The organism is Pedobacter borealis DSM 19626 (genome assembly GCF_000708285.2).
Taxonomy (GTDB): Bacteria; Bacteroidota; Bacteroidia; order Sphingobacteriales; family Sphingobacteriaceae; genus Pedobacter; species Pedobacter borealis.
Window position 1 is genome coordinate 97,349 of the sequence record NZ_JAUG01000016.1, and the last position, 22,889, is coordinate 120,237.

At 38.2% G+C, this 22,889-nt stretch carries 21 protein-coding genes; 11 read left to right on the forward strand and 10 right to left on the reverse strand.

The annotated features are described in order from the left end of the window. Positions 1-15: 15 nt before the first annotated feature. The 3 genes from AW17_RS07025 to AW17_RS07035 all read right to left on the reverse strand — a co-directional run bounded on the left by AW17_RS07025 (position 16) and on the right by AW17_RS07035 (position 2,805). A complete protein-coding gene (locus tag AW17_RS07025) occupies positions 16-903 on the reverse strand; it encodes a flavin reductase family protein (RefSeq protein WP_029275416.1) in 888 nt (295 codons plus the stop codon). A 383-nt stretch (positions 904-1,286) separates the two neighbouring features. Further along, positions 1,287-2,282 carry a fumarylacetoacetate hydrolase family protein gene (locus tag AW17_RS07030; RefSeq protein ID WP_029275417.1) on the reverse strand — a complete coding sequence of 332 codons (996 nt, stop codon included), beginning with the start codon at positions 2,280-2,282 and terminating at the stop codon, positions 1,287-1,289. A 67-nt stretch (positions 2,283-2,349) separates the two neighbouring features. Continuing rightward, the gene (locus AW17_RS07035; protein ID WP_157280231.1) at positions 2,350-2,805 is read right to left on the reverse strand and encodes a hypothetical protein; all 456 of its coding nucleotides are present in this window, start codon (positions 2,803-2,805) and stop codon (positions 2,350-2,352) included. A 278-nt stretch (positions 2,806-3,083) separates the two neighbouring features. Between AW17_RS07035 and AW17_RS07040 the strand changes: the two genes are divergently transcribed. Together AW17_RS07040 and hppD are read left to right on the forward strand one after the other, a co-directional pair. After that, entirely contained in the window at positions 3,084-4,250 is a 1,167-nt protein-coding gene (locus tag AW17_RS07040; protein ID WP_029275419.1) for a homogentisate 1,2-dioxygenase, read from the forward strand. A gap of 111 nt (positions 4,251-4,361) precedes the next feature. After that, positions 4,362-5,492 carry a 4-hydroxyphenylpyruvate dioxygenase gene (gene hppD / locus AW17_RS07045; protein WP_029275420.1) on the forward strand — a complete coding sequence of 377 codons (1,131 nt, stop codon included), beginning with the start codon at positions 4,362-4,364 and terminating at the stop codon, positions 5,490-5,492. Between the two features lie 470 nt (positions 5,493-5,962). Here the strand turns inward: hppD and AW17_RS07050 are convergent, their stop codons facing one another. Further along, the gene (locus AW17_RS07050) at positions 5,963-6,763 is read right to left on the reverse strand and encodes an energy transducer TonB (RefSeq protein ID WP_029275421.1); all 801 of its coding nucleotides are present in this window, start codon (positions 6,761-6,763) and stop codon (positions 5,963-5,965) included. Between the two features lie 122 nt (positions 6,764-6,885). On the opposite strand from AW17_RS07050, the gene AW17_RS07055 reads away from it, so the two are divergent. Together AW17_RS07055 and AW17_RS07060 are read left to right on the forward strand one after the other, a co-directional pair. Beyond that, positions 6,886-7,359: a hypothetical protein gene (locus AW17_RS07055; protein ID WP_157280232.1), complete on the forward strand. Its 474-nt coding sequence runs from the start codon at positions 6,886-6,888 to the stop codon at positions 7,357-7,359. Positions 7,360-7,708: 349 nt separating this feature from the next. Then, on the forward strand, positions 7,709-8,161 hold the full coding sequence (locus AW17_RS07060; RefSeq protein ID WP_157280233.1) for a hypothetical protein: 453 nt from the start codon (positions 7,709-7,711) through the stop codon (positions 8,159-8,161). Between the two features lie 68 nt (positions 8,162-8,229). Here AW17_RS07060 and AW17_RS07065 read toward each other — a convergent pair whose 3' ends face one another. From AW17_RS07065 to dnaE, 6 genes are all read right to left on the reverse strand, one after another. Beyond that, entirely contained in the window at positions 8,230-8,748 is a 519-nt protein-coding gene (locus AW17_RS07065; RefSeq protein ID WP_029275424.1) for a DsbA family protein, read from the reverse strand. Positions 8,749-8,751: 3 nt separating this feature from the next. Beyond that, positions 8,752-9,213 carry a redoxin domain-containing protein gene (locus AW17_RS07070; protein WP_029275425.1) on the reverse strand — a complete coding sequence of 154 codons (462 nt, stop codon included), beginning with the start codon at positions 9,211-9,213 and terminating at the stop codon, positions 8,752-8,754. Positions 9,214-9,253: 40 nt separating this feature from the next. After that, positions 9,254-10,171, reverse strand: coding sequence for a DUF58 domain-containing protein (locus AW17_RS07075; protein WP_029275426.1), 918 nt, complete (start codon positions 10,169-10,171; stop codon positions 9,254-9,256). 549 nt (positions 10,172-10,720) lie between these two features. Further along, positions 10,721-11,938, reverse strand: a complete 1,218-nt coding sequence (locus tag AW17_RS07080; protein ID WP_029275427.1) for a PQQ-dependent sugar dehydrogenase — start codon at positions 11,936-11,938, stop codon at positions 10,721-10,723. 142 nt (positions 11,939-12,080) lie between these two features. Further along, positions 12,081-12,401, reverse strand: coding sequence for a thioredoxin (gene trxA, locus AW17_RS07085; protein WP_029275428.1), 321 nt, complete (start codon positions 12,399-12,401; stop codon positions 12,081-12,083). A 148-nt stretch (positions 12,402-12,549) separates the two neighbouring features. Further along, a complete protein-coding gene (gene dnaE, locus AW17_RS07090; protein WP_029275429.1) occupies positions 12,550-16,983 on the reverse strand; it encodes a DNA polymerase III subunit alpha in 4,434 nt (1,477 codons plus the stop codon). 416 nt (positions 16,984-17,399) lie between these two features. Here dnaE and AW17_RS07095 point away from each other — a divergent pair, with 416 nt between their 5' ends. The 7 genes from AW17_RS07095 to AW17_RS07125 all read left to right on the forward strand — a co-directional run bounded on the left by AW17_RS07095 (position 17,400) and on the right by AW17_RS07125 (position 22,377). Further along, positions 17,400-18,173, forward strand: coding sequence for a DUF6624 domain-containing protein (locus AW17_RS07095; protein ID WP_051691675.1), 774 nt, complete (start codon positions 17,400-17,402; stop codon positions 18,171-18,173). 161 nt (positions 18,174-18,334) lie between these two features. After that, on the forward strand, positions 18,335-18,823 hold the full coding sequence (locus AW17_RS07100; RefSeq protein ID WP_029275431.1) for a hypothetical protein: 489 nt from the start codon (positions 18,335-18,337) through the stop codon (positions 18,821-18,823). Positions 18,824-19,272: 449 nt separating this feature from the next. Next, on the forward strand, positions 19,273-20,211 hold the full coding sequence (gene mdh / locus AW17_RS07105) for a malate dehydrogenase (RefSeq protein ID WP_029275432.1): 939 nt from the start codon (positions 19,273-19,275) through the stop codon (positions 20,209-20,211). Between the two features lie 255 nt (positions 20,212-20,466). Continuing rightward, positions 20,467-20,892, forward strand: a complete 426-nt coding sequence (locus AW17_RS07110) for an aspartyl protease family protein (protein WP_029275433.1) — start codon at positions 20,467-20,469, stop codon at positions 20,890-20,892. A 64-nt stretch (positions 20,893-20,956) separates the two neighbouring features. After that, positions 20,957-21,400: a hypothetical protein gene (locus AW17_RS07115; protein WP_051691676.1), complete on the forward strand. Its 444-nt coding sequence runs from the start codon at positions 20,957-20,959 to the stop codon at positions 21,398-21,400. Then, positions 21,381-21,776, forward strand: coding sequence for a group III truncated hemoglobin (locus AW17_RS07120; protein WP_029275435.1), 396 nt, complete (start codon positions 21,381-21,383; stop codon positions 21,774-21,776). The genes AW17_RS07115 and AW17_RS07120 overlap by 20 nt, the downstream gene beginning before the upstream one ends. A gap of 64 nt (positions 21,777-21,840) precedes the next feature. After that, positions 21,841-22,377 carry an SRPBCC family protein gene (locus AW17_RS07125; protein WP_029275436.1) on the forward strand — a complete coding sequence of 179 codons (537 nt, stop codon included), beginning with the start codon at positions 21,841-21,843 and terminating at the stop codon, positions 22,375-22,377. The last annotated feature ends 512 nt before the right edge of the window (positions 22,378-22,889 follow it).

The window sequence follows — 22,889 nt, forward strand, 5'->3', positions numbered from 1 at the left end:
ATTACCTTAATAAATTTAAAGTAAAACTACCTTTAAAGCAAGTTCTACCGCTCCGTTATGAAGAAACTTTTTTGCCAGTTCGTGCAGCTCTCTTTCGCGGTTGGTTGTATCACCTATGGTAGCATCGAGCACTTCTTTTACTTCTGTATGGGTACTGATCAGGTCGATTTCTTCGTCGCTCGGTAAATGTTCAACGTTTCCCAGCATGCCCAGGTCATTGCCCGATAATACTTTAGAAAAACGGACCGAATGTGGTAAACGGTCTACACCGATGCCCAATTTAGCGAGGGGTTTAGCTACTTTAAACAAATTGTCGTTTGTAACCCTACAGTACCAATCGCCACCTAAACGCGCTACAAGATCGATTTTATGTTGATCAATCCTACCGTTTTCATCTAAAATAGCTTCGTTAATATGAATCACTTTTATTTCAGCCAGCACGAGGTTTCCTGCACCATGATGATCGCCTAATGAAATCACCTCATTTACAACACATTCAAACTGCACCGGTGCTTCGGCAACTCTTGGTGGCCGAACCAGATCAGATTTCAACATGGTAAATCCCGCTTTCTCGAACTCGTTTACGCCTTTGGCATATTCGGTACTGGCCAAACTCATTTGCTGCACCATATCGTAGTTTACAATATTAATAACGCATTCTTTAACCTGCAGTACATTTTCAAGGCTATGTTTGGTGGTATTATCACGCACTCTTCTTGACGGGGAAAAAATACAGATCGGCGGATTCGTACTAAACATATTAAAGAAACTGAAGGGGCTTAAATTAATATTCCCTTCGGCATCTATAGTTGAGGCAAAGCAGATCGGTCGCGGAGCAATAGCGTATTGCAAATAATTTTGCAGCTCTACGGGGGTTAAATCTTCGGTTTTAAGTGATACCAAAACTTTAAATGATTAAATTTTATAATTATGTTTTTGGAAAACAAATGCAATGGTTAGTGGGAAACAGCAGTCCGCTATGCGCTATATTCCCGATAAAAAATCGGGAGATAACGCTACTATCGGGTTTAGTTAAAAGGTTAGCCCAAGTAATTTAAACCTGAATCCCTTTTGATGATATTTTTTCTCTAGGTTTTCGCAACGGTCGTCATGCTGAACTTGTTTTACAAGTAGAAGTAGCATTTTCAATTGTCTTGTAGCTACTACGTGGTCAGCATCTGATCAGATAGATCCTGAACTAAATTCAGGATGACGACCGCCTTAATAATTAATCTAGAATTAAATAAATTATCTCTAAATAAATATCATCAATTTAAAGAACCTTTTTACTTCTTCAATGCCAAAATCGAAAAATCGGTATCTGCTTTAGTAATTGTATTGGTTAAAGCACCAAGCCCTGTTATTTCCATTTCCACAACATCACCTGGCTGTAACCACTGTACTTTATAATTTGGATCGTTAAGCAAACCAGTACCGTTTAATTCCAAGAAACAACCCGTACCTACTGTTCCTGAACCAATTACATCCCCAGGAAGAATATCTACACCATAAGCACAACGTTCTATAATTTCAGCAAAAGTCCAGTCCATATCAGCAGCATTTCCTTTCGAAACTTCGATGCCATTTACCCGGCAGGTCATTTTAAGGTCGTAAGCATTACCAACATGTCCATCTTTAGGCGCAACTTTATATTGCAATAATTCATCAGGCGTTACCAACCATGGGCCAATCACGGTAGAAAAATCTTTTCCTTTGGCTGGGCCCAAATTCAACAACATCTCCTCCATCTGCAAAGTACGGGCACTCATATCGTTCATTACCATGTAACCGGCAATGTATTCATCAGCCTCAGCAGCTTTAATATTTCTACCTTTTTTACCAATAACAATCGCAACCTCTAATTCGAAATCCAGTTTATCAAAATGATCTGGCATACATTCAATTTCTCCCGTACCTTGAATAGCATTGTGGTTGGTGAAATAAAAGATTGGATACTCATCGAATTGAGGGATCATATCAACCTTTCTGTTTCTACGCGCCGCAGCAACATGCTGTCTGAAAGCGTATCCATCGCGACAACTGGTAGGATGCGGAACAGGGGCTAAAATCTCGTAAAAAATTTCTTCTTTAGCAGCTAAACTACCATCTTTTATTTGATCGTCTATCCTTTTTGCTCTTTCCATTAACACTTCGCCACCTTGCAAAAACGTACTCATATTATCTGGGAGCAATTTATCGCAACTATTTAAGTTATAAATATGTCCGTTAATAAATATACCAAGATGCTCCCTGTCTTCGGTTTCATAAGATACTAGTTTCATATATGATTTGGTTAAATATGCGGTAAAGCTAAGAAATTAGGCCATTCAAAATAAAACTTAAGCGTTATTATTTTAACACAGTGTATTTCTGAAGGTTTGATTTAATTAAAGGAAAATCTTTTGCCTGGAGTGCTTTATAATGTTTTTTGTTGGAGAGTAAACCACCAATTAACATTCCACCCGATACGCCAACAGGTACACCTGCAGCAATAAGCACTACCGACTCGACCAATTTATCGCTTTTTGCGGCCAATACAAAAAATGTTAAACCTCCGGCAATGGCCAGTGGTGCGGCTACCCCTTTTCGGTGAATGTATAATGCGCTAATACTATCGGCACTTAATTTTATGGTATCCTTCCGGTTTCTGATAATTGTTAAACCATCATCGGCTGCAGCGTAAAAAGAACCCCTTGTTGCTTTTCCACTTCGGTCTATAACCCTAATGGTGTACTTGGCATTTTGTTGCGCAAAAGTGGCATAGCTCAAGGCTAAAAAAAATAAGCATGTAAAAATAAATTTCATCGGGATGATCATATAAGTAATTAAAGGTAATTAAAATTTCAACTTTTAAATAAAATACTTACCTTAGTGCCATTAAAACCATGATCTTAAAAGCATTACATATTAATCTAGTAAACGACGCTATTGCTGCCCGTCGCTATAAGATGCTATCCAAGCTGATCATGGCTCAATATTCTCTGTAATTTTTACTTACCCTTTCTTTTTAATTGAAACGCATTACCGTTTTGATTGTTAATTCATTAGGATTTTTTCTTTTCTAACCATAACAACATTTTATTATGCCTATTTATCATAAATTGGGGCAGATTCCAGCTAAGCGTCACACGGTTTTTCGTAAACCTGATGGAAATCTTTATGCCGAAGAATTGGTATCAACCGAAGGTTTTTCGAGTTTATATTCATTGGTTTATCATTGTCACCCGCCAACCATTGTTAAACATTTGGGCGAAGCATACAGTGTTGAGCCAAAAATTGCACGCGAAAAACACCTGAAACACACGAGTTTAATCGGTTTCAATATTAAACCTGAAGATGATTTTCTAAAAAGCAGAAAAGCCGTTCTGGTAAATAGCGATCTACACATCATTTTGGCAGCGCCGAGAAAATCGATGACCGATTATTTCTACAAAAACAGCCAGGCTGACGAGATGATCTTCATACATGAAGGTTCTGGAAAGCTGAAAACAGGATTCGGAGAAATTAAGTTTGCTTATGGCGATTATCTGATCATCCCGAGAGGAACCATTTACCAGATGGAGTTTGATAATGAACAAAACCGGTTGTTCATTGTGGAAAGTTTTAGTCCGTTAAGACCGCCAAAAAGATATTTAAATCAGTTTGGACAGCTAATGGAACACGCACCTTACTGTGAGCGTGATTTAAGATTACCCGAAAACCTGCAAACCTTTGATGAATACGGCGATTTTAAAGTACTGATTAAAAAACAAGGGTTAATTTATCCATATACGTATGGTACACATCCTTTTGATTATGTAGGCTGGGACGGTTATCATTATCCATATGCCTTCTCTATTCACGATTTTGAGCCAATAACAGGCCGTTTGCACCAACCGCCCCCGGTTCACCAAACTTTCGAAGGACACAATTTTGTGGTTTGCTCTTTTGTTCCCCGTAAATACGATTATCATCCTGATTCTATCCCTGCACCTTACAACCATAGCAATGTAGATAGCGACGAAGTACTTTATTATGTAGATGGTGATTTTATGAGCCGTAAGAGCGTGGTTAAAGGGCAAATTACCTTACACCCAGGAGGTATTCCACATGGGCCACACCCGGGTACCGTAGAAAAATCGATCGGAAAAGAAAAAACAGATGAGCTGGCGGTGATGATCGATCCTTTTAAACCTTTAATGCTTACACAGGATGCCTTGGATATCGAGGATGAAAATTACCATAAAAGCTGGCAGATTAATATAGAGTAAAGCTAGGATGATTAAGATTTCGGGATTATAGGATTTAAGCTCTTTAAAGTAACATGCACAGTTAACCGATTTAAACAATTAAGCGGTTAACCATTTAAAATAACAACAACAATGGAAACACAAACATTCGCAGAAAAAATATCAAAAGCACCAGATTTTCTGCCTATTAACGGAACAGATTATATCGAATTTTATGTAGGTAATGCTAAACAAGCGGCTCACTACTACAAAACTGCATTTGGGTTTCAAAGCCTGGCTTATGCCGGACCTGAAACCGGTGTACGCGATCGTTCATCATATGTATTGCAACAGGGTAAAATCAGATTGATCTTAACAACAGCATTAAAATCAGATCATCCAATAGCAGAGCATGTAAAAAAACATGGCGATGGGGTAAAAGTATTAGCCCTTTGGGTAGATGATGCCTATAGCGCCTTTGAAGAAACCACAAAACGTGGTGCGAAACCCTATTTGGCTCCTCAAACTTTAACGGATGAAAATGGTGAAGTTCGGATGAGCGGTATTTATACTTATGGCGAAACTATACACATGTTTGTTGAGCGTAAAAATTATAATGGAACCTTTATGCCAGGTTATCGTGTATGGGAAAGCGATTATCAACCTGCCGATGCTGGTCTTTTATATATCGATCATTGTGTGGGTAATGTAGGTTGGAACCGCATGAATGAAGCCGTACAATGGTATGAGGATGTAATGGGCTTCGTAAATATCTTATCTTTTGATGATAAGCAGATCAATACTGAATACTCGGCTTTGATGAGTAAAGTAATGAGTAATGGAAATGGCTATTCGAAATTCCCGATTAACGAACCTGCTGAAGGCAAAAAGAAATCGCAGATTGAAGAATACCTGGAATATTATGAAGGTGAAGGTGTTCAGCACATTGCCGTGGCGACCAAAGATATTGTTAAAACAGTAAAAGAGCTGAAAGCACGTGGTGTGGAGTTTTTAAGTGCGCCACCAGAGGCCTATTACGACATGATGCCACAACGTGTAGGTAAAATTGATGAAGAAATAGCATTATTAGAAAGCCTGGGTATTTTAGTCGATTGTGATGAAGAAGGCTATTTGTTGCAGATTTTCACTAAACCGGTTGAAGACCGCCCTACCCTTTTCTTCGAAATTATTCAGCGTAAAGGCGCACAAAGCTTTGGAGCAGGTAACTTTAAAGCCTTATTTGAATCGTTAGAACGCGAACAGGAATTGAGAGGTAATCTGTAACATTACATCATTAACAAGGCAACCAGATATTCTGATTGCCTTGTTAATTTTATCATTTAATGAAGTCCTTCGACAGGCTACCATTGACATTATTTGTAATCATTTAAATATGAACGATTTATGTCGATTTTGTATTTCCGCCCAACTAGGCCCTAGCACCGTATCCCCGTTCTACTTAAATCCGGCCTAACAAATTTTTCGGGCTGCACTGCCCAAGCCTACCTGCTGGCTTCGAAAGAAAAATTTTCAGCCGGTGGTTTTTGTTTCTTTTTTACATCAAAAAGAAAGAAGCCTGTCCGGCTAGGACAAATAAAACACCCCGTCCTGCGGACACCCCTCTAAAAGAGGGGAATTATATACCGTCTGAAATTTAAACGTCATTTATATTGATTTTTATAAAATAAATTACCCCTCAGAATGACAATACTATTTTTGTACTGGCACTCCTTCTATTCTTTTAGAAATTATATTTAAGGATTTGGCAATCTGCATTCTGCAAAGTAGCTGAATTTAGTACTTACCGTTTGGCCATTTTTCATGGCAGCATTCCATTTCGGGCAGTCTTTTATTACTTTTTTCACTATTTCATCCAAGCCAAAACCTAAACCTCTTACTATTTTAACGTCTCTAACATCGCCATCGTAATCTATTTTAAAACTAAAGTATACTTTTCCTTCTACTTTGTTTTTTAATGCTTCTTCTGAGTATTTAATGTTTTCAGAGAAATATGCCTGAAGCGCTTTATATCCTCCCGGGAAATTAGGTGGCGTGTCTACTTCTTCAATCTTATACGTAGAATTGTCTGGTACATTTTGATTCTTAGGGCTACCTCCCGCCATAATATTCAAACCACTTAACTTAATATAATCAGCTGGGATAATTGGTTTTTCTTGCACCAATGTATTTTGTTTGTTTTCCATTTGAAATACAACATCAATGCAATATTTCCCATTTATGGTTTTGGACAGTCCTGTGTAAGCGGAAATTAAATTTTTAACGTTTTCACTCAGTCCCTCTAAATTTAAGGCTGTTTCTACGTTCTGTATTTGGCCGTTTTCCACTTGAAAAAGAAAAGTAGTTGTTCCCTGTAAATTACTAAATAATGCTTTAGAAGGATATGGCACTTTAGCGGCCAAATATTTATAAAGACCTACGAACTGACTTTTTTGCTGTTCTTTTTCCGGATCGGATGCATTTTGAGCAAATATTGGTAAAGATGTGATTAACAGGATGGATAGTACACTTAAAGTAAAGAGTTTACGGTAATTCATTGTTATTTTTTTAAAACGTAAATATATCATTTCATTTATTGTCTGTTAAAACTTTTCAAATAATATTATTGACGAATAATTCTTTAAATTTAAATACACACAAATATTTAAACCTTTTAATTATGAGAACAAAACTAATGCTGGCCTTATTGCTGGCTGCATCCATTAATGGCTTCACCCAAACAAAAGCCGAAACTGTTAAAAACATCAACCAACTATTGGCAAAAGCTATAGGCGGAACCGATCGTATTTTACGTAAGGGAATAGAAACCACGTTTACAATTACAGCAAATTCATTTTATATTGATGAAGAAATGAATTATGGGGTTTTTACAGTTGGAAAAAGCTTTGCCAGTTCGGATAATGCCAAAGAAGAAACCACCAACAAATCGCAAATAAACGTCTGGAAAGGCTTCAAAGTTAGCTTGGAACAGACCAGCACAAAAATCAAATCAATCTATCCGGTTTTTGACAAAGGCGAAGATGAGCCCGATAACGATAAAAATGGAATTAGATATTATTGTTTAGCTGGTGATGAAGAAAAATTGGTAGCGGCATTAACGCATCTGCAAGGGATCTATTCGAGAAAACAATAAATTTAATAAGCCAAAAGCCAGGAAGATATTGCTGGCTTTTCATTTTTATTTTCGCGAAGTAACATAAGCAGGACTATAGCGATAAGGTTTAGTTTTCTTCACTAAAACTTCATAATTGAAGTGCACCTTTGAAATAACAAAACACGAAGCGATTTCAATTTTGTTAAATTCTAAAAACTCATAATTAGTTTTTTAGTTTTCCGGTTACCCTTATCTGATACCTCATGTATTGCAAAATACATGAGGTTTTTTTATGAAAAATTCTGTACCATGAGGGTATAAATTATGCAGTAGGTTTATTTAAATAAAAGCAATAACTTACGGTTATTGAACCACAACAACTCAAATTATGCTTACTAAAGAATTAGGAATATTAATGATTATCTGTTGTGGAGTTTTGAAAATGCCATTTCAGGAAATAAGCAAACAGGTAAAACAGGATAAAATCACGGCTTTTCAAAAACCTGAATTATCAAAATCAATGTTAAATGATACCACCAACAGGCGAAACACCGTGTACGTGAAAGAAGTCAAATATACACACAATAGCGATTCAGGTACATTTGCCAAAATCACGATTAAAAACACAACAAAACAAGTAATAACTGATATTTCTTTTTGTCTGGATGGTTATGTGGCTAAAGGCTGCAATAAAACATATAATATAAAGCAGAAGATTAACCTTAAGCCTAATCAATCATTCATCATTTCCCAGCGTTTAGCTAAGGATGATTGTGAGGTTCATGTGATCAAAAGCCTTCGCATCAAATACAATATAGAAGTTAACTTTTCGCTCGACTAAAAAAGGCTTGCCCTATAAATTATTAAGCTTGTATATAAAAGATTGATTGCCACTTTGCATGTTTTATCTTATTCACCACTTTCTTTAAGCATCTGGTACAAATCGGTTGCCCCTCCATCAAACTTAGTTCCGTTTACATAAAATGAAGGCGTTCCGTTTACGCCACTCCGTACACCACTATCAAAATTTTCTTCTATTTTTCTTTTGATTTCTTCAGAGGCACTGTCTTGCTGAAACTGTTCCAGATCTAAACCAATCGTTTCAGCCAATTCATCGAACAGCTCGCCATCTAAGCGGTATTGATTTTCGTAGAGTGCATCGTGCATTTCCCAAAACTTACCTTGTAAACCTGCTGCTTCTGCAGCAATGGCAGCCGGAAAAGCAAACTTATGGGCATTTGCCAAAGGAAAATGACGGAAGATAAATTTGATCTGATGACCGAATGTTTCTTCAATTTCCTTCATAATCGGGTAGGCATTACCACAATATGGGCATTGATAATCACCAAATTCGACAATGGTTACACTAGCCGAATCATCACCTTGGATGTGATCCTGATTGTTTACCTCAGGTTTTAAAGTACTCATAGCTTATTTCTTGTTTAATTCCTCCAATGCGTCTAAAATTCCGTCAGCGCCAGGGTTAACAGCTATTGGCGACAAATAACTCCAGGCAATTTTTCCTTCTTTATCTATAACAAAAAGTGCCCTTTTGCTTTCGCCAAGTTCTTCATCGTATACACCATAAGCTTTTGACACTGCGCCTTTTGGTTCAAAATCGGCCAAAAGTGGAAAATGCAGCTTTCTATTTTCTTCAAAAGCGAGGTGGCACCAAACACTATCAACAGAAACACCAAAAATCTGTGCATCATACTTGTTAAAATATTTTAGCATTTCGTTATAAAGTGCCATTTGGTCGCTGCATACGGGGCTCCAATCGGCAGGATAAAAAACCAGGATAACATTTTTACCTTTAAAATCTTTAAGTTTTATTTTCTGATCGGGAGTAGCATTCAATTCGAAATCTGGTGCTATAGCGCCTTTTTCTAACATATTTAAACAATGCTGAATCTGCGTTTGTTTGCAACAAATTTTAGCCTAATTTTTGCCTTTTGATTAAGTAAGACTGAAGGACAGGGTAAAACCCATCGTTCATATCGGCATCAATTAAGTCGATTTTATATTGGGCGCATTTTAGCGCAATCTGCTGTCGATACGAGGAAACTGCCGCTGTATAATTTTCCTTTACCTGGTTGGTATGTACTTTAATCGTTTCGCCGGTTTCCATATCAATAAACTCGTATGGGCGGTTCTCAAAATTGAAATCAACTTCTTTTGATTTATCTACCACGTTAAAAACCACCACTTCATGTTTGTTGAATTTTAAATGCTGCAAAGCATCAAAAAACTCGTCTGTTTTATCTGTGCTGCTTTGTGTGTTAAAAAGGTCGCTAAAAACAATCACCAATGAACGTTTATGAATCAATTCGGCCACCTGATGCAAAGCTTCACTTAAATTAGTCTGTGCATTTACCTTGGGTTTATGTAACAGCTCTTCCAATTGTGTAAATAAATATTTCTGATGTACGGTAGTCGACTTTGCTGGCGAATTCAACAGTATTTCATCCGTAAATAAGCTTAATCCAAAAGCATCACGCTGTTTCTTCAATAGGTACATCAAAGATGCAGCAGCCTGTATCGAGAAAATCAGTTTGTTATTTTTAGGTTCAGGAAAGTACATTGATGAGGACACATCAATCACAAACTGGCAGCGCAAATTGGTTTCTTCCTCGAAACGTTTGCTGTAAAGTTTATCCGTTTTGGCATATAATTTCCAGTCGATATTTTTAACATTATCGCCATTATTATACTGGCGGTGCTCTGCAAATTCGACAGAAAAGCCATGAAATGGGCTTTTATGCAGCCCGGTGATAAAACCTTCTACCACTTGCTGTGCAAGCAATTCTAAATTACCATAGCTTGTTTCGTTTTCGTAGTTTACGGCCTGCATATGGTAAAGCTAATAAAAGATTTATAAAAAAGCTACCCAAGACTTTCGAAGTTTCAAAGGTCCAAGCGCCGGCTAACTACAAACTGTGAATTGCAGACTGCAAATTGATATGGGCGTTCCCCAAGCTACGCAAGGGGCGGGCTTTCCAGGGCTGCGCTACGCTCCGGTACCGATGAAGGGTCGGTACTAAACCCTTACAATCCCTAACGCTAACCACCCCGCCCTGCGGGCACCCCTCCTTAAAACAAGGAGGGGAGTAATCAACGCCAGAAAGGCAACCCAGCCCAAGTACCACCAAACCTAATTAATTTAAACCTGATGGCAGCGGCAGCCCCGAAGTATGAGGGCTACAGCGAACAGCAGGACTGAACAAACCCAAGCAAACTAAAGCACCTTTCCGAATAAGTTCATATTATTTTAACCGCCCGCCCCTACTTAAAACACCGATGAAAAACTGAACCCAACATTTTCAAAAACAAATAAAATGATTTAAAACAAAAAATCCCGAGCTCAATAAATGAATTCGGGATCAACATCTTCTAAATAATTTTACTTCTTAGCTATTCTAAACAAATGGCCATTATCAGTTACAGAATAAAGCGCTCCGTCCTTCCCTTCTACCATATCGCGGAAACGTTCGCCTTTACCTTCCAGTAATCGCTCTTCACCAACAATTTTATCATCTTTTATTACCAATCGGATAATATGCGAACCACCCAAACCACCTACAAACAAGTTTCCTTTCCATTCGGCGATACTATTGCTGTTATAAAACGCAATACAGCCAGGAGAAATACTTGGGTTCCAATAATAAATAGGTTGCTCCATGCCATCTTTCTGCTGAATACCATCGCCTACTTTTTTACCACTGTATTCTGTTCCGTAGGTAATAATTGGCCAGCCATAATTTTTGCCTGGTTTAATAATATTCACCTCATCGCCACCTTTAGGGCCAAATTCAGCTTCCCATAAATCACCGGTTAAAGGATTAATCGCTAAGCCATCTGGATTTCGCAATCCATAGGCATAAATTTCTGGTTTTGCATCTGCTTTGCCAGCAAATGGTCCGTTCGCCACAGCTTTACCATTGGTAGTTAAGTGTAAAATTTTACCCAAAGAAGAATTTAAATACTGCGCCTGAATTCTGATATCGTTACCAGAACGTTCGCCCGTACTTATAAATAAATTACCATTCTTATCGAAGACAATTCTCGAACCGTATTGAAGTTTACCGCCATAAGCTGGTGTAGCGCGATAAATAATGGTTTGGTTCTCTATTGTAGTTTCATTAGCTGCTAATTTACCTTTGGCAATAGCTAATAAAACACCTTTATCCTGTGGCTCTGAATAAGCCCAATAAATCATTCTGTTTTTAGCAAAGTTTGGATCTAAAGTTACATCTAATAAACCTCCCTGGCCAGATGGATCTACCTTGGGTAAACCGGTTATCTTTTTGCTTAATTTCCCATCAGGAGTAAGGATCACCATTGTACCCTGTTTTTGTGTAATTAAAAAACCACCGTTTGGAAGAACTGAAATGGCCCATGGATTTTCTAACTTTTCATTAATAATCGTAATATCAAGAGGGGTTTTGGTTTTTACTCCTCCAATTCGGGTCTGCCCGGCAAATGCAGGTTTATAATCTGCTGATGGTTCGTTCGTTTCAACAGGATTCTGCGCCGATACACATGCAATATTTGCACAGTTTAGGGCTAAACTTGCCAATAAAATACCTAAAGTTTTATTGTTGAATAGGTTAGTAGACATGATTGTTAGTTTTTTATTAAAGAAACAAAATTATGTTTGCAATAAAAAACCCAAATCCATCAAATGAACCTGGGTTTTTGTAATATTATTAGTGAAGTTTTTAATTTGGATTTACCCTAAACCTTTCGCCTTACACCTTTATTTAAGCCAATTGCTTGTTTAATTTTTCTGCCAATACTGATTTTGGAACAGCACCAACTTGTTTATCAACAACCTGACCATCTTTAAAATATAATAAAGCCGGGATGTTACGGATACCAAACTGCATTGAAATTTGAGGATTGTTATCAACGTTTACTTTTCCAACTACCGCTTTGCCATCATATTCTTTTGCGATTTCTTCTACTACTGGACCAACCATCCGACAAGGGCCACACCATTCTGCCCAAAAATCTACTAATACGGGTTTATCTGATTTTAATACAAGCTCCTCGAAGTTTGCATCTGTGATTTCTAATGCCATAATTATTTTTTTTATGTTCAAATATATGTATTCAATTGTAATGCCAACCCATCTGTAGTGTCAATTTGACATTATTTTGAGGTAGAGGGCTTAAAGGTGGAAGGTATAAGGTTTAGGCGCTATAACCTTTCACCTTAGGCCTTACACCTTAGTTTAACTTGTAATTTACAACATTAAGCCCGAGTAATTGTTCTAAAAACTTATTGTTTGGATTTATTTTAAGATTTTTGGATGGCATATCCAACATAATCTCCTTTTCCCGATCAAAAATAGCGAAGTTAAGTTGGCAGTTTTGTTGCTCAGAATTTGCCTTATTGTCTGCTAATATGGCTTCAATCTCACGCATCAGTTGATCGTTAACCCGCTCAATCGGCACCTGGATAGTTAAACTTTTAGCTAATTTATCCCTCAGCTCAGACATTAAGTTAATGGCGGTGATTTTAAACTCCCAATCTCCAGCTTTACCGAAACGTTCACCAACCCGACCCCTAATTTGTAAGAAATATCCTTCGGTTAAAAACGATTTAAACTTTAAAAAATCTTCCCCGAACAAGGCCATTTCACTTGCATCATCATAATCTTCGAAAACAAAAGTACCAAATGGCTTACCTGTTTTGGTAATCCTTTGTGATGCTGTGACCACCAGTCCGCCTACGCAAAGCTCACGGTTTTTTAATTTTTCAAATTCGGCCAATATATCTTCGTTGTTATCGCCCATACGCACCTTGTTGATGATGCTCAGCTGTTTAACGCCATGGGTACAGAATTTATCGAGTTCGAGTTTATAATTATCTAAAGGGTGGCCAGAAAGGAAAATTCCTATAGCATCTTTCTCGTACTTTAACCTGTCCATTAATGTCCATTCTGGCGAAACTGGCAAACTTGGTTCTAAAATAAGATCGGCCTTAGAGCCACCGAATAAGGAAGCTTGTGACGTACTTTCATTATTCTGAAAATCGTTCGCATATTTAATAATCTTTTCAATACCATTCATTTTATCGTTCGGGCCGATATAAAAATACTGCGCCCTGTGCCCACCAAATGCATCGAAAGCACCGCTGTACACAAAACTCTCGTAAGCTTTTTTATTTACAATCCGGGTGTTGGAACGCTTGGCAAAATCGTACACATTACCATAAGGTCCATTTGCCAATCTTTCTTCAATAATACTTTCTACCGCCTTTTCACCCACGCCTTTTACTGCCGACATCCCGAAACGGACTTCGCCCTTGGCATTTACCGAGAATTTGAGATCGGATTCGTTCACGTCGGGACCTAATACCGTAACACTCATCTGGCGACATTCTTCCATAAAGAAAGCTACCTGTTTAATATCACTCATGTTGTTAGACAGTACCGCAGCCATATATTCGGCAGGGTAATGTGCTTTTAAGTATGCGGTTTGATAGGCAATCCATGCATAACAGGTAGAGTGCGATTTGTTGAAAGCATAGGATGCAAATGCTTCCCAATCTTTCCATATTTTTTCTAAAGTTGTCGCATCGTGACCTTTTTCGGCCGCTTGTTTCACAAACTTTGGTTTCATTTTATCAAGAACGTCTTTCTGTTTCTTACCCATCGCCTTACGCAGCACGTCGGCCTCACCTTTGGTAAATCCGGCCAGTTTCTGCGACAAAAGCATTACCTGCTCCTGGTAAACGGTAATTCCATAGGTTTCTTTCAAATACTCTTCGCAGGCATCCAAATCGTACTTAATTTCTTCTTCGCCATTTTTACGGCGAACGAAACTTGGAATATACTCCATCGGGCCCGGGCGATATAGTGCGTTCATTGCAATTAAATCATCGAAAACCGTTGGTTTCAGCTCTTTCATGTATTTCTGCATGCCCGGACTCTCGTACTGGAAAATCCCGATGGTTTCACCACGCTGGAAAAGCTCATAGGTTAATACATCATCAATTGGAAAATTATCCGGATCAAGATCGATACCAAATCGCTTTTTAACCAGTTTTACGGTATCCTTTATCAGGGTAAGGGTTTTTAAACCCAAAAAGTCCATCTTTAATAAACCCGCGCTTTCTACAACCGAGTTATCAAATTGGGTGACATATAAGTCAGAATCTTTTGCGGTAGAAACGGGAACGAAATTGGTAATATCGCTTGGCGTAATAATTACCCCACAGGCATGAATACCGGTATTCCGTAAAGAGCCTTCCAAAATCTGGGCCTGTTGAATGGTTTCGGCACTCAAATCTTTTAATGCGCCAAGGTTTTTCAATTCAACAACGCGTTCATATTCATCAGGGCGCAAAGCTTCTTTCAATGTTTTCTCATCCAGTGTGAAGATTTTTGCGAGCTTCATATTCGGGATCAGCTTGGCAATCTTATCTGCTTCAAAAAGTGGCAGATCCAATACCCTCGCTGTATCACGGATAGAAGATTTAGCGGCCATGGTTCCATAAGTGATAATCTGCGCAACCTGGCTTGAGCCATATTTGCCAATTACATATTCCATTACACGGCCACGGCCCTCATCGTCAAAATCGATATCAATATCGGGCATGGATACACGATCGGGATTTAAGAAACGCTCAAAAAGGAGATCGTACTTAATGGGATCGATATTCGTGATCCACAAACAATAAGCCACCACCGATCCGGCTGCAGAACCACGGCCAGGTCCTACCGAAACATCCCTGCGGCGGGCTTCGGCAATAAAATCCTGTACAATTAGGAAATAACCAGGATAACCGGTTTTTTCAATGGTCTGCAATTCGAAATCTAAACGTTCGATAACCTCAGGGGTTAACACGCCATAACGTTTTTTGGCTCCCTCATAAGTAAGGTGACGCAAAAATTTATTTTCCCCACGTTTCCCTCCATCGGCCTCATCTTCCGTCACTAAAAATTCTTCTGGAATATCGAATTTAGGTAAGAGTACTTCGCGGGCAAGTTTATAAATTTCGATCTTATCTACAATTTCTTTAATATTTACAATCGCCTCCGGCAAATCGGCAAAAAGCGATTTCATCTCATCACCAGATTTGAAATAATATTCTTGATTGGGCAAACCATAACGGTAACCGCGACCACGGCCAATTGGCGTTGCCTGTTTTTCGCCATCTTTTACACACAACAAGATATCGTGCGCATTTGCATCCTTCTTGTTAATGTAATAGGTATTATTGGTGGCTACCAATTTAACAGCATGCTTTCTTGCCAGTGCAATCAACGATTCGTTTACACGGTCTTCATCTTCTTGGTTGTGACGCATTACCTCCACATAGAAATCATCGCCAAACATGTTCTTCCACCAGATCAGCGCTTCTTCAGCCTGGGTTTCGCCCATGTTTAAAATTTTGTTCGAAATCTCTCCGGATAGGTTACCCGATAGAACGATAATATCCTCTTTATACTGTTCAATTACCTCCCTATCAATACGGGGCACGTAATAAAAACCTTTGGTATAAGCGATAGAAGACATTTTAGCTAAATTGTGATAGCCTTTTTTATTCTTCGCCAACAGCACCATCTGGTAACCATTATCTTTAGCGGTCCGGTCTAAGTGATTATTACAAACAAAAAATTCTACCCCAACAATCGGTGTCATTACCACTTCCGTAGGGCGCTCGCCTGCCTCAATAGCAGCAGCATTTTTTGCTTCAGCAGCTTTGTTATGATTTAAAACATGATTTACAAAATGGAAAGCCCCCATCATGTTCGCATGATCGGTCATGGCTACTGCAGGCATTTTTTGTGCTGCTGCAGCTTTTACCAGATCGGGGATACTGATGGTACTTTGCAATACCGAAAACTGGGTATGGTTATGTAAATGTACAAAAGTTGCTGCTGCAAGTTCCTGTTTGTTCCCGGCGAGTTCCTGTTTAGAGATTCCTCCGCCTTCGGCTTTTTGTAAACGCTTACGGATTTCATCAGAAGCAGCTTTTAAATTGATGTGTTTTAAACCAACACCTTCAATCGTAGCTGGGTTTACCTCTCTAAAACGAGGAAAATATTCTACGTCAACCTGTAGTTCTTCTTTTTTAAAAACCTCTCTTTTTACCAATTCCAAGAAACAACGCGTAGTTGCTTCCACATCGGCAGTTGCGTTGTGGGCCTCGTTAAAAGGAACGCCAAACAAATAAGCGTGTAACTCGGTTAAGGTTGGCAGTTTAAACCTTCCGCCCCTACCTCCCGGCAATTGTAAAAGCTGGGCGGTAACTTCGGTACAGGTATCTAACACAGGCATCTCGGCCAAACGGTTAGCTACACCAAAACGGTGAAACTCACAGCCCATAATGTTTACGTCGAAACCAACATTCTGGCCTACAATAAACTTGGCTTTATCTAAAACTTCGTTAAACTTGGCCAGCATTTCGTCGAAACCGATGCCTTGTTCGGCCGCTAGTTCGGTAGAAATACCATGGATCCGTTCTGCATCGTACGGAATATTAAACCCCTCTGGTTTAACCAGATAATCCTGATGTTCAACCAATCTCCCCATCTCATCGTGCAGTTGCCATGCAATCTGTATACAACGCGGCCAATTATCCGTATCGGTAATGGGTGCATTATAATTACGTGGCAAACCAGTGGTTTCAGTATCAAAAATTAAGTACATATTGTGCAGCAAAGAATTAACCGTTTTAGAATAATAACGGTTCTTCAAAAATAAGGAATTTGACAGGTGGTTTTGTCAGATTTTATCAACAAAAATATCTCGATCAAACCGCTCAGCATTTAAAAACCTGATAGTTTTTTTTAAAGTATTAATCCCGAACTCATTATCATTTTGTTCTTTTTCAACCTTTTTATTTTTTTTAAAAATGAGTGCTTCGGTTTTTCATCGGGATTTTCAGTCCCGCTATACACTTTACTCCGTTGCACTACGTGTTCGCTCCTATCGGGTTTAGCTAACACAAGTCTGTGGTCAAAACTTAAAAAAGCCACAGTCAAAAAAAGCTGATGCAACAAATCTTTAAAAAAGTCATCGTTTGCAATGAAGAGGATATATTAGCTTGTTAAATAAAGTTAAACTTGGTTAACAAAAAAGATATCAATCAAAAAACTATTATTTTAGTAATATACTATAACTCAAAATTGCCGGGATACGTTATGAAATTCATTTTACTTTTTCTCTTTATTTTGGGAACCGCCTCAATTGCATCGGCACAAAAGCAGATTAATATAGAATTAAAAAAGCAGCTTGACTCTATTTTGCAACTCGACCAAGGCATCAGAGAATTTGGTGATACGGAAACCTCCGAAAAAAGAAAAGATACCATTGCAGCATTATTTAATTCTTCGAAAGAGATGCTCATGAAAAGTCAATGGAAAATAATGAAAGAAATAGACTCTATTCATCTTAAAAAAGTTGAAGCCATTATTGCTAAATATGGTTATCCTGGGAAAACACTTGTGGGTGAGCCAACAAATACCACAGTGTTTTATGTAATACAGCACAATCCTGGTGTGATTCCAAAATATTATCGGCTGATTGAAAAAGCGGGCAAAAGTGGAGAATTACCTTTTAAATACACAGCAATGATGTTGGATAGAAAACTGAGCAGCGAAGGGAAGGAACAGATTTACGGCACACAAGTATATGGAATGCAAATTCTCAATCCTCAAACTGGCAAAAAAGACTTTTTCCAATATGTTATCCCGATTAAAGATGCTAAAAACGTAAACAAAAGACGTAAGAAAGCAGGTTTCGATACAACAGTTGAAGAGAACACGAAGCGATTTGGTTTTGCGTATAAAGTATATACGTTAGACGAGATCAAGAAAATTATAAAACCATCTAAATAAAAGATTATCAGTTTTTATTACCTCACTATTAAAAAAAAGAATGGTGCTTAAATCGAGAGCTTTTCCCACTAATCAGGTTTAAATTGCAAAAACCTATAGCTTAAACCTCCATAAAACATATAAGATAAATGTTACATTAGCCTATATAAATCGATCATCTTATGAAAACTTATATCAATAGATTCATTGTACTTTCTAGCTTTTTTCTGCTAGCCAGCAGTTTTGTCGCAGATGAAACCCCTGTAAACAAAAATAATCCAGAAAGCGAAATCTGCAGTAAAACCATTAAGTACACCACCAATAAACTGCTAGGGCCAAACGGTGAAGAAATAACTGCACCAACAGAAATAACGATTAACCCAACTACAAAGGTTATTACCTTAGAGAGCGCTCCACCAGATCAGGAAAAAGTTTTGTTCGAAACGCAGATTGAAAGTATTGAATGTTCTTTTAGCAAAAAATTATTATCAGGCAAAGCTTATTATAAAGGGTATATTCTACAACAAGATGGGAATAAAAGCCCTACCGAAATTGTATTGGAAGCAAAAGACGGAATCGTGAGCCTTACTTCTTATGATGAAGAAAAGCGGATTGGACTGAGGGTGATCTTTAATAAATGGGAAATAATCGAGAATAAAGAAAAACCCTAAACCAGTTAGCTTTTGCAATTCGGATGAAATAAGCCCATCAAATAACTTCATCTACAACACGATTAAAATGATTGTTGCTTAATACAGTCCCGCCCCCCTTGCAAGTCTGCGCCTTGTTCCTTGTCTTATATGCTTTTCATTTTGGCCGGGTTTAGGCGGCTCCGACTATGCTACTATCCACAATAAACAAACCCGATCGAAAGTGGTATTCTGATCAATACACCGTGTAAAGTAATGATATGAACACCATGCGCCTTCAAAAGCCTTGTAATCAATATTTGGAATGGGCTTATTTTACATCATTGCGTTTTGCTTTAATGCTTCTGCTTTGGAACATATTAAGTAAACCATCATCAAATTATAAAGTTTTGAAAAGGATTTTTAAACCTTATATTTATTTCTACCTTCGATTAATATTTAACGATACGCAAACCATTAAAATAAAATATATGAAAGTAACGGTTGTTGGCGCAGGCGCAGTTGGTGCCACTTGTGCAGATAATATTGCCCGCAAAGAATTGGCGAACGAACTTGTCCTGTTAGATATTAAAGAGGGTTTTGCCGAAGGCAAAGCGATCGACATGATGCAAACCGCAACCCTTTTGGGTTTCGACACTAAAATTACCGGTGTAACTGGCGATTACAGCAAAACGGCTGGTTCTGATGTGGTGGTGATTACCTCAGGCTTGCCCCGCAAACCAGGGATGACCAGAGAAGAACTTATTGGTATTAATGCTGGTATTGTTAAAGGTGTTGCCGAAAATATTTTAAAATACTCTCCAGAAGCCATTTTCATCGTGATCAGTAACCCAATGGATACGATGACTTATTTAGCCTTAAAATCGTTAGGCCTACCTAAAAACCGCATTATCGGCATGGGCGGAACGTTAGATAGCTCCCGTTTTAAATTTTATTTATCGCAAGCTTTAAATTGCAACCCTAACGATTTACAGGGCTTTGTAATTGGCGGTCACGGTGATACTACCATGATTCCTTTAACCCGCCTAGCTACATACCAAAGTTTACCGGTTAGTAATTTATTGGATAAAGCCACCCTTGATAAAGTTGCGGCTGATACTATGGTTGGTGGTGCTACTTTAACGGGCTTAATCGGCACTTCTGCCTGGTATGCACCTGGTGCTGCAGGTGCTGCATTGGTTGAAGCGATTTTACGTGATGAGAAAAAACTGTTTACCTGCTGCGTTTCTCTTGAAGGAGAATACGGACAGGAAGATATATGCCTTGGTGTACCCGTAATTATTGGTCGTAATGGCTGGGAAAAAATCATCGATTTTAAATTAACCCAAGATGAACAGGCCGCATTTAATAAAAGCGCCGATGCCGTAAGAAATATGAATAGTGTACTGGCAGAAATGAAATTGGTTTAATACCATTCTGAAGATAATCTTTAACGGAAGCATTAAATTACTAAATGGTTTTCCTCGGTGCGTCATTCCCAACTCGATTGGGAATCTTAATGCAATAGGCTTTAAGATTCCCGCCTGCGCGAGAATGACGACCGTTCTTTTACATCCGTGTATTTCGTGCCCCCCTACCTGAATAGCTAGACAGACGTGGCATTTTTTACACTTAAATAATTGTCACCCTGAGCGTAGTCGAAGGGCATTAGACATCAATAAACAATGAGATCAATTTCAATCCCACTAACACTTATAAACTTACAGGACGACGGTTTCCACCTTTTGGTGGAAGTTGTTGTTTTTAAGGAAAAACATTTTGCTGTTTTAGATACTGGTGCCTCGCGCAGTGTATTCGATAAATCTTTAATTGAGCAACACCTGTCAGAAACCTTACAGGTATCAGAAGAGATTAATGCTTCCACCCTTTTTACCACCACCACTACTATCCAAGCAATTATTCCTGAGGTAAAAATCGGATCGTTAAAGATTAAGAACTATGAAACCGTGGCTTTCGATCTGCAATCGGTTAGCGAAACCTACCAACAATTTGGTCACCCGCCTATTATGAGTATTATTGGCGGAGATATATTAATGGAATATAAAGCCGTTATTGATTACAAAAAGATGATCCTTAGGCTTTATAGATAAATGTAATTTTACTTTATGACGTTAATCATTTTTATTAAACTATTTTAAATGATATTTGAACTTGATGAAAAAGTTAATCACAATCTTTTGTGTCATTTTCTGGGCAGGTTTAATCGGTGGAATTAGTTTTTTAGAAGCTCCCTTAAAATTCCAGGCTCCGGGGATTACAATCCCACTAGGCTTAGGTATAGGCCAATTGGTTTTTCAGGCGCTCAATAAAATAGAGATCGTATTGGTCATCATCATTTTAGCCTGCTCCCTACCTGCACCTTTAAAAAACTTTCACAGTATTTTACTTTTCTCTGTTACCATTCTTTTAATGGCAGATACTTTTTGGCTATTACCAATACTCGATGAGAGAGCAAAACTGGTTTTGGCTGGCAATGTTCCGATCAAAAGTTATCATCATATTGTGTACATCATTGTCGACATCATCAAATTCCTATCGTTAATTGTTCTGGGTTTTTTAAGTTTAAAATCACTTCACCATGAAAAAAGATATTCATAATAGAGAAGATATTATCCTTTTAGTGGATACGTTTTATAAAAATGTTGCACTTAACAAACGGATAGGTCCAATATTTACCGATGTTGCAAAAGTAGACTGGTCGCACCATTTGCCAAAAATGTACGATTTCTGGGAAAGTATACTTTTCGGGAAAGCAATTTACAAAGGCAACCCCATGCTTACCCATTTTGCTTTAAATGAACAAACACCCCTGCAAACTGAAACCTTTGAAACCTGGAAAAACCTCTTTTTCCAAACTGTCGACGATCTTTTTGTAGGAGAAAATGCAGATCTGATTAAACAAAAAGCACAATCAATTGCCGATTTAATGCATTTTAAGATCAATGCGCCACAATCGAAGATCAAAATTGTTTAGTTAATTTTCATTTTGATTTAAACTGCTTTCTTTATAAATTTAGTTAACCAAACTAAATCAAATTATGAAATTCCTCAAAATCTTACTTGGTATTATTGTCGTTTTGGCAATAATCATTATTGTGGGTGGCTTCTTTTTGCCTAAAAGTTATACAGTAAGCAGGTCTACTGTAATTAATGCTCCAGACAGCGTAATTTACAAGAATGTGGCCGACTTTAAAGAATTCTACAAATGGAATCCATGGGCAAAAATGGAACCTTCAGCAAAAACCACATATGCTGGCGTTGCGGGCGAGCCTGGTCATTTGTATGAATGGAAAGGTAAGGAAACAGGAAGCGGCTATATGAAGATAAAAAGTGTAGCACCTAACAAACAGGTAGATATCGAATTAAAATTTATTGAGCCTTTCGAAAGTTTAGCGGATACAAAATTCGACATTCAGCCAGAGGGAGGCAGCAATAAAGTAACCTGGACAATGAGTGGAGAAAATAACCTGATCAGTAAATGGATGTCTGTGTTTGTGAGTATGGATAAAATGATTGGCAAAGATTTTGAAGATGGGTTAAAATATTTGAAGGAAAAATCGGAAAAGGGAGTTTAATCGGCTTGTTTGGGGGGATATCGGCAGTAAATCATCCTGAGCGGAGTCGAAGGATTGCCACGGAGACACGGAAAGCACGGAGTTTGTCATTCTGAGGGATAATTTATTTTATAAAAATCAGTATGAACGGCATGAGGGTTTTTAGAGCATTTTAACCTGTGTATAATTGTCGTTGCGAGGCTGGACAAGCGCGTGCCGAAGCAATCTTTCTCCATAAATTTAAATGCATTCTATTTTTAGAAAAGCAATACCTGTGGTACTTCGGTTATACCAGTCCCGCCCTTTGCTTAATCCCGATAAAATTATAACGATAAAAAAATCACCTTAAATCGGGATAACGCTGTCGGTCGGGTTTATTTTACCATAGATAGCAGCAAGTTGTAGCCCCTACAGAGAATCAATAGCTTCTGCAAAGCCTTCTGAAAAAGAATCTGAGGTTAGGGTCTGTTTTTAGCTTCTAAATAACAAAATCGTCATTGCGAGAAGGCTTTTTCAGCCGACGAAGCAATCTT

Coding starts and splice junctions, on each gene's coding strand:
- AW17_RS07030 (WP_029275417.1), bottom strand. CDS start 2,282: ATGAAACTAGTATCTTATGAAACCGAAGACAGGGAGCATCTTGGTATA.
- AW17_RS07035 (WP_157280231.1), bottom strand. CDS start 2,805: ATGAAATTTATTTTTACATGCTTATTTTTTTTAGCCTTGAGCTATGCC.
- AW17_RS07040 (WP_029275419.1), top strand. CDS start 3,084: ATGCCTATTTATCATAAATTGGGGCAGATTCCAGCTAAGCGTCACACG.
- hppD (WP_029275420.1), top strand. CDS start 4,362: ATGGAAACACAAACATTCGCAGAAAAAATATCAAAAGCACCAGATTTT.
- AW17_RS07050 (WP_029275421.1), bottom strand. CDS start 6,763: ATGAATTACCGTAAACTCTTTACTTTAAGTGTACTATCCATCCTGTTA.
- AW17_RS07055 (WP_157280232.1), top strand. CDS start 6,886: ATGAGAACAAAACTAATGCTGGCCTTATTGCTGGCTGCATCCATTAAT.
- AW17_RS07060 (WP_157280233.1), top strand. CDS start 7,709: ATGCTTACTAAAGAATTAGGAATATTAATGATTATCTGTTGTGGAGTT.
- AW17_RS07065 (WP_029275424.1), bottom strand. CDS start 8,748: ATGAGTACTTTAAAACCTGAGGTAAACAATCAGGATCACATCCAAGGT.
- AW17_RS07070 (WP_029275425.1), bottom strand. CDS start 9,213: ATGTTAGAAAAAGGCGCTATAGCACCAGATTTCGAATTGAATGCTACT.
- AW17_RS07075 (WP_029275426.1), bottom strand. CDS start 10,171: ATGCAGGCCGTAAACTACGAAAACGAAACAAGCTATGGTAATTTAGAA.
- AW17_RS07080 (WP_029275427.1), bottom strand. CDS start 11,938: ATGTCTACTAACCTATTCAACAATAAAACTTTAGGTATTTTATTGGCA.
- trxA (WP_029275428.1), bottom strand. CDS start 12,401: ATGGCATTAGAAATCACAGATGCAAACTTCGAGGAGCTTGTATTAAAA.
- dnaE (WP_029275429.1), bottom strand. CDS start 16,983: ATGTACTTAATTTTTGATACTGAAACCACTGGTTTGCCACGTAATTAT.
- AW17_RS07100 (WP_029275431.1), top strand. CDS start 18,335: ATGAAAACTTATATCAATAGATTCATTGTACTTTCTAGCTTTTTTCTG.
- mdh (WP_029275432.1), top strand. CDS start 19,273: ATGAAAGTAACGGTTGTTGGCGCAGGCGCAGTTGGTGCCACTTGTGCA.
- AW17_RS07110 (WP_029275433.1), top strand. CDS start 20,467: ATGAGATCAATTTCAATCCCACTAACACTTATAAACTTACAGGACGAC.
- AW17_RS07115 (WP_051691676.1), top strand. CDS start 20,957: ATGAAAAAGTTAATCACAATCTTTTGTGTCATTTTCTGGGCAGGTTTA.
- AW17_RS07120 (WP_029275435.1), top strand. CDS start 21,381: ATGAAAAAAGATATTCATAATAGAGAAGATATTATCCTTTTAGTGGAT.
- AW17_RS07125 (WP_029275436.1), top strand. CDS start 21,841: ATGAAATTCCTCAAAATCTTACTTGGTATTATTGTCGTTTTGGCAATA.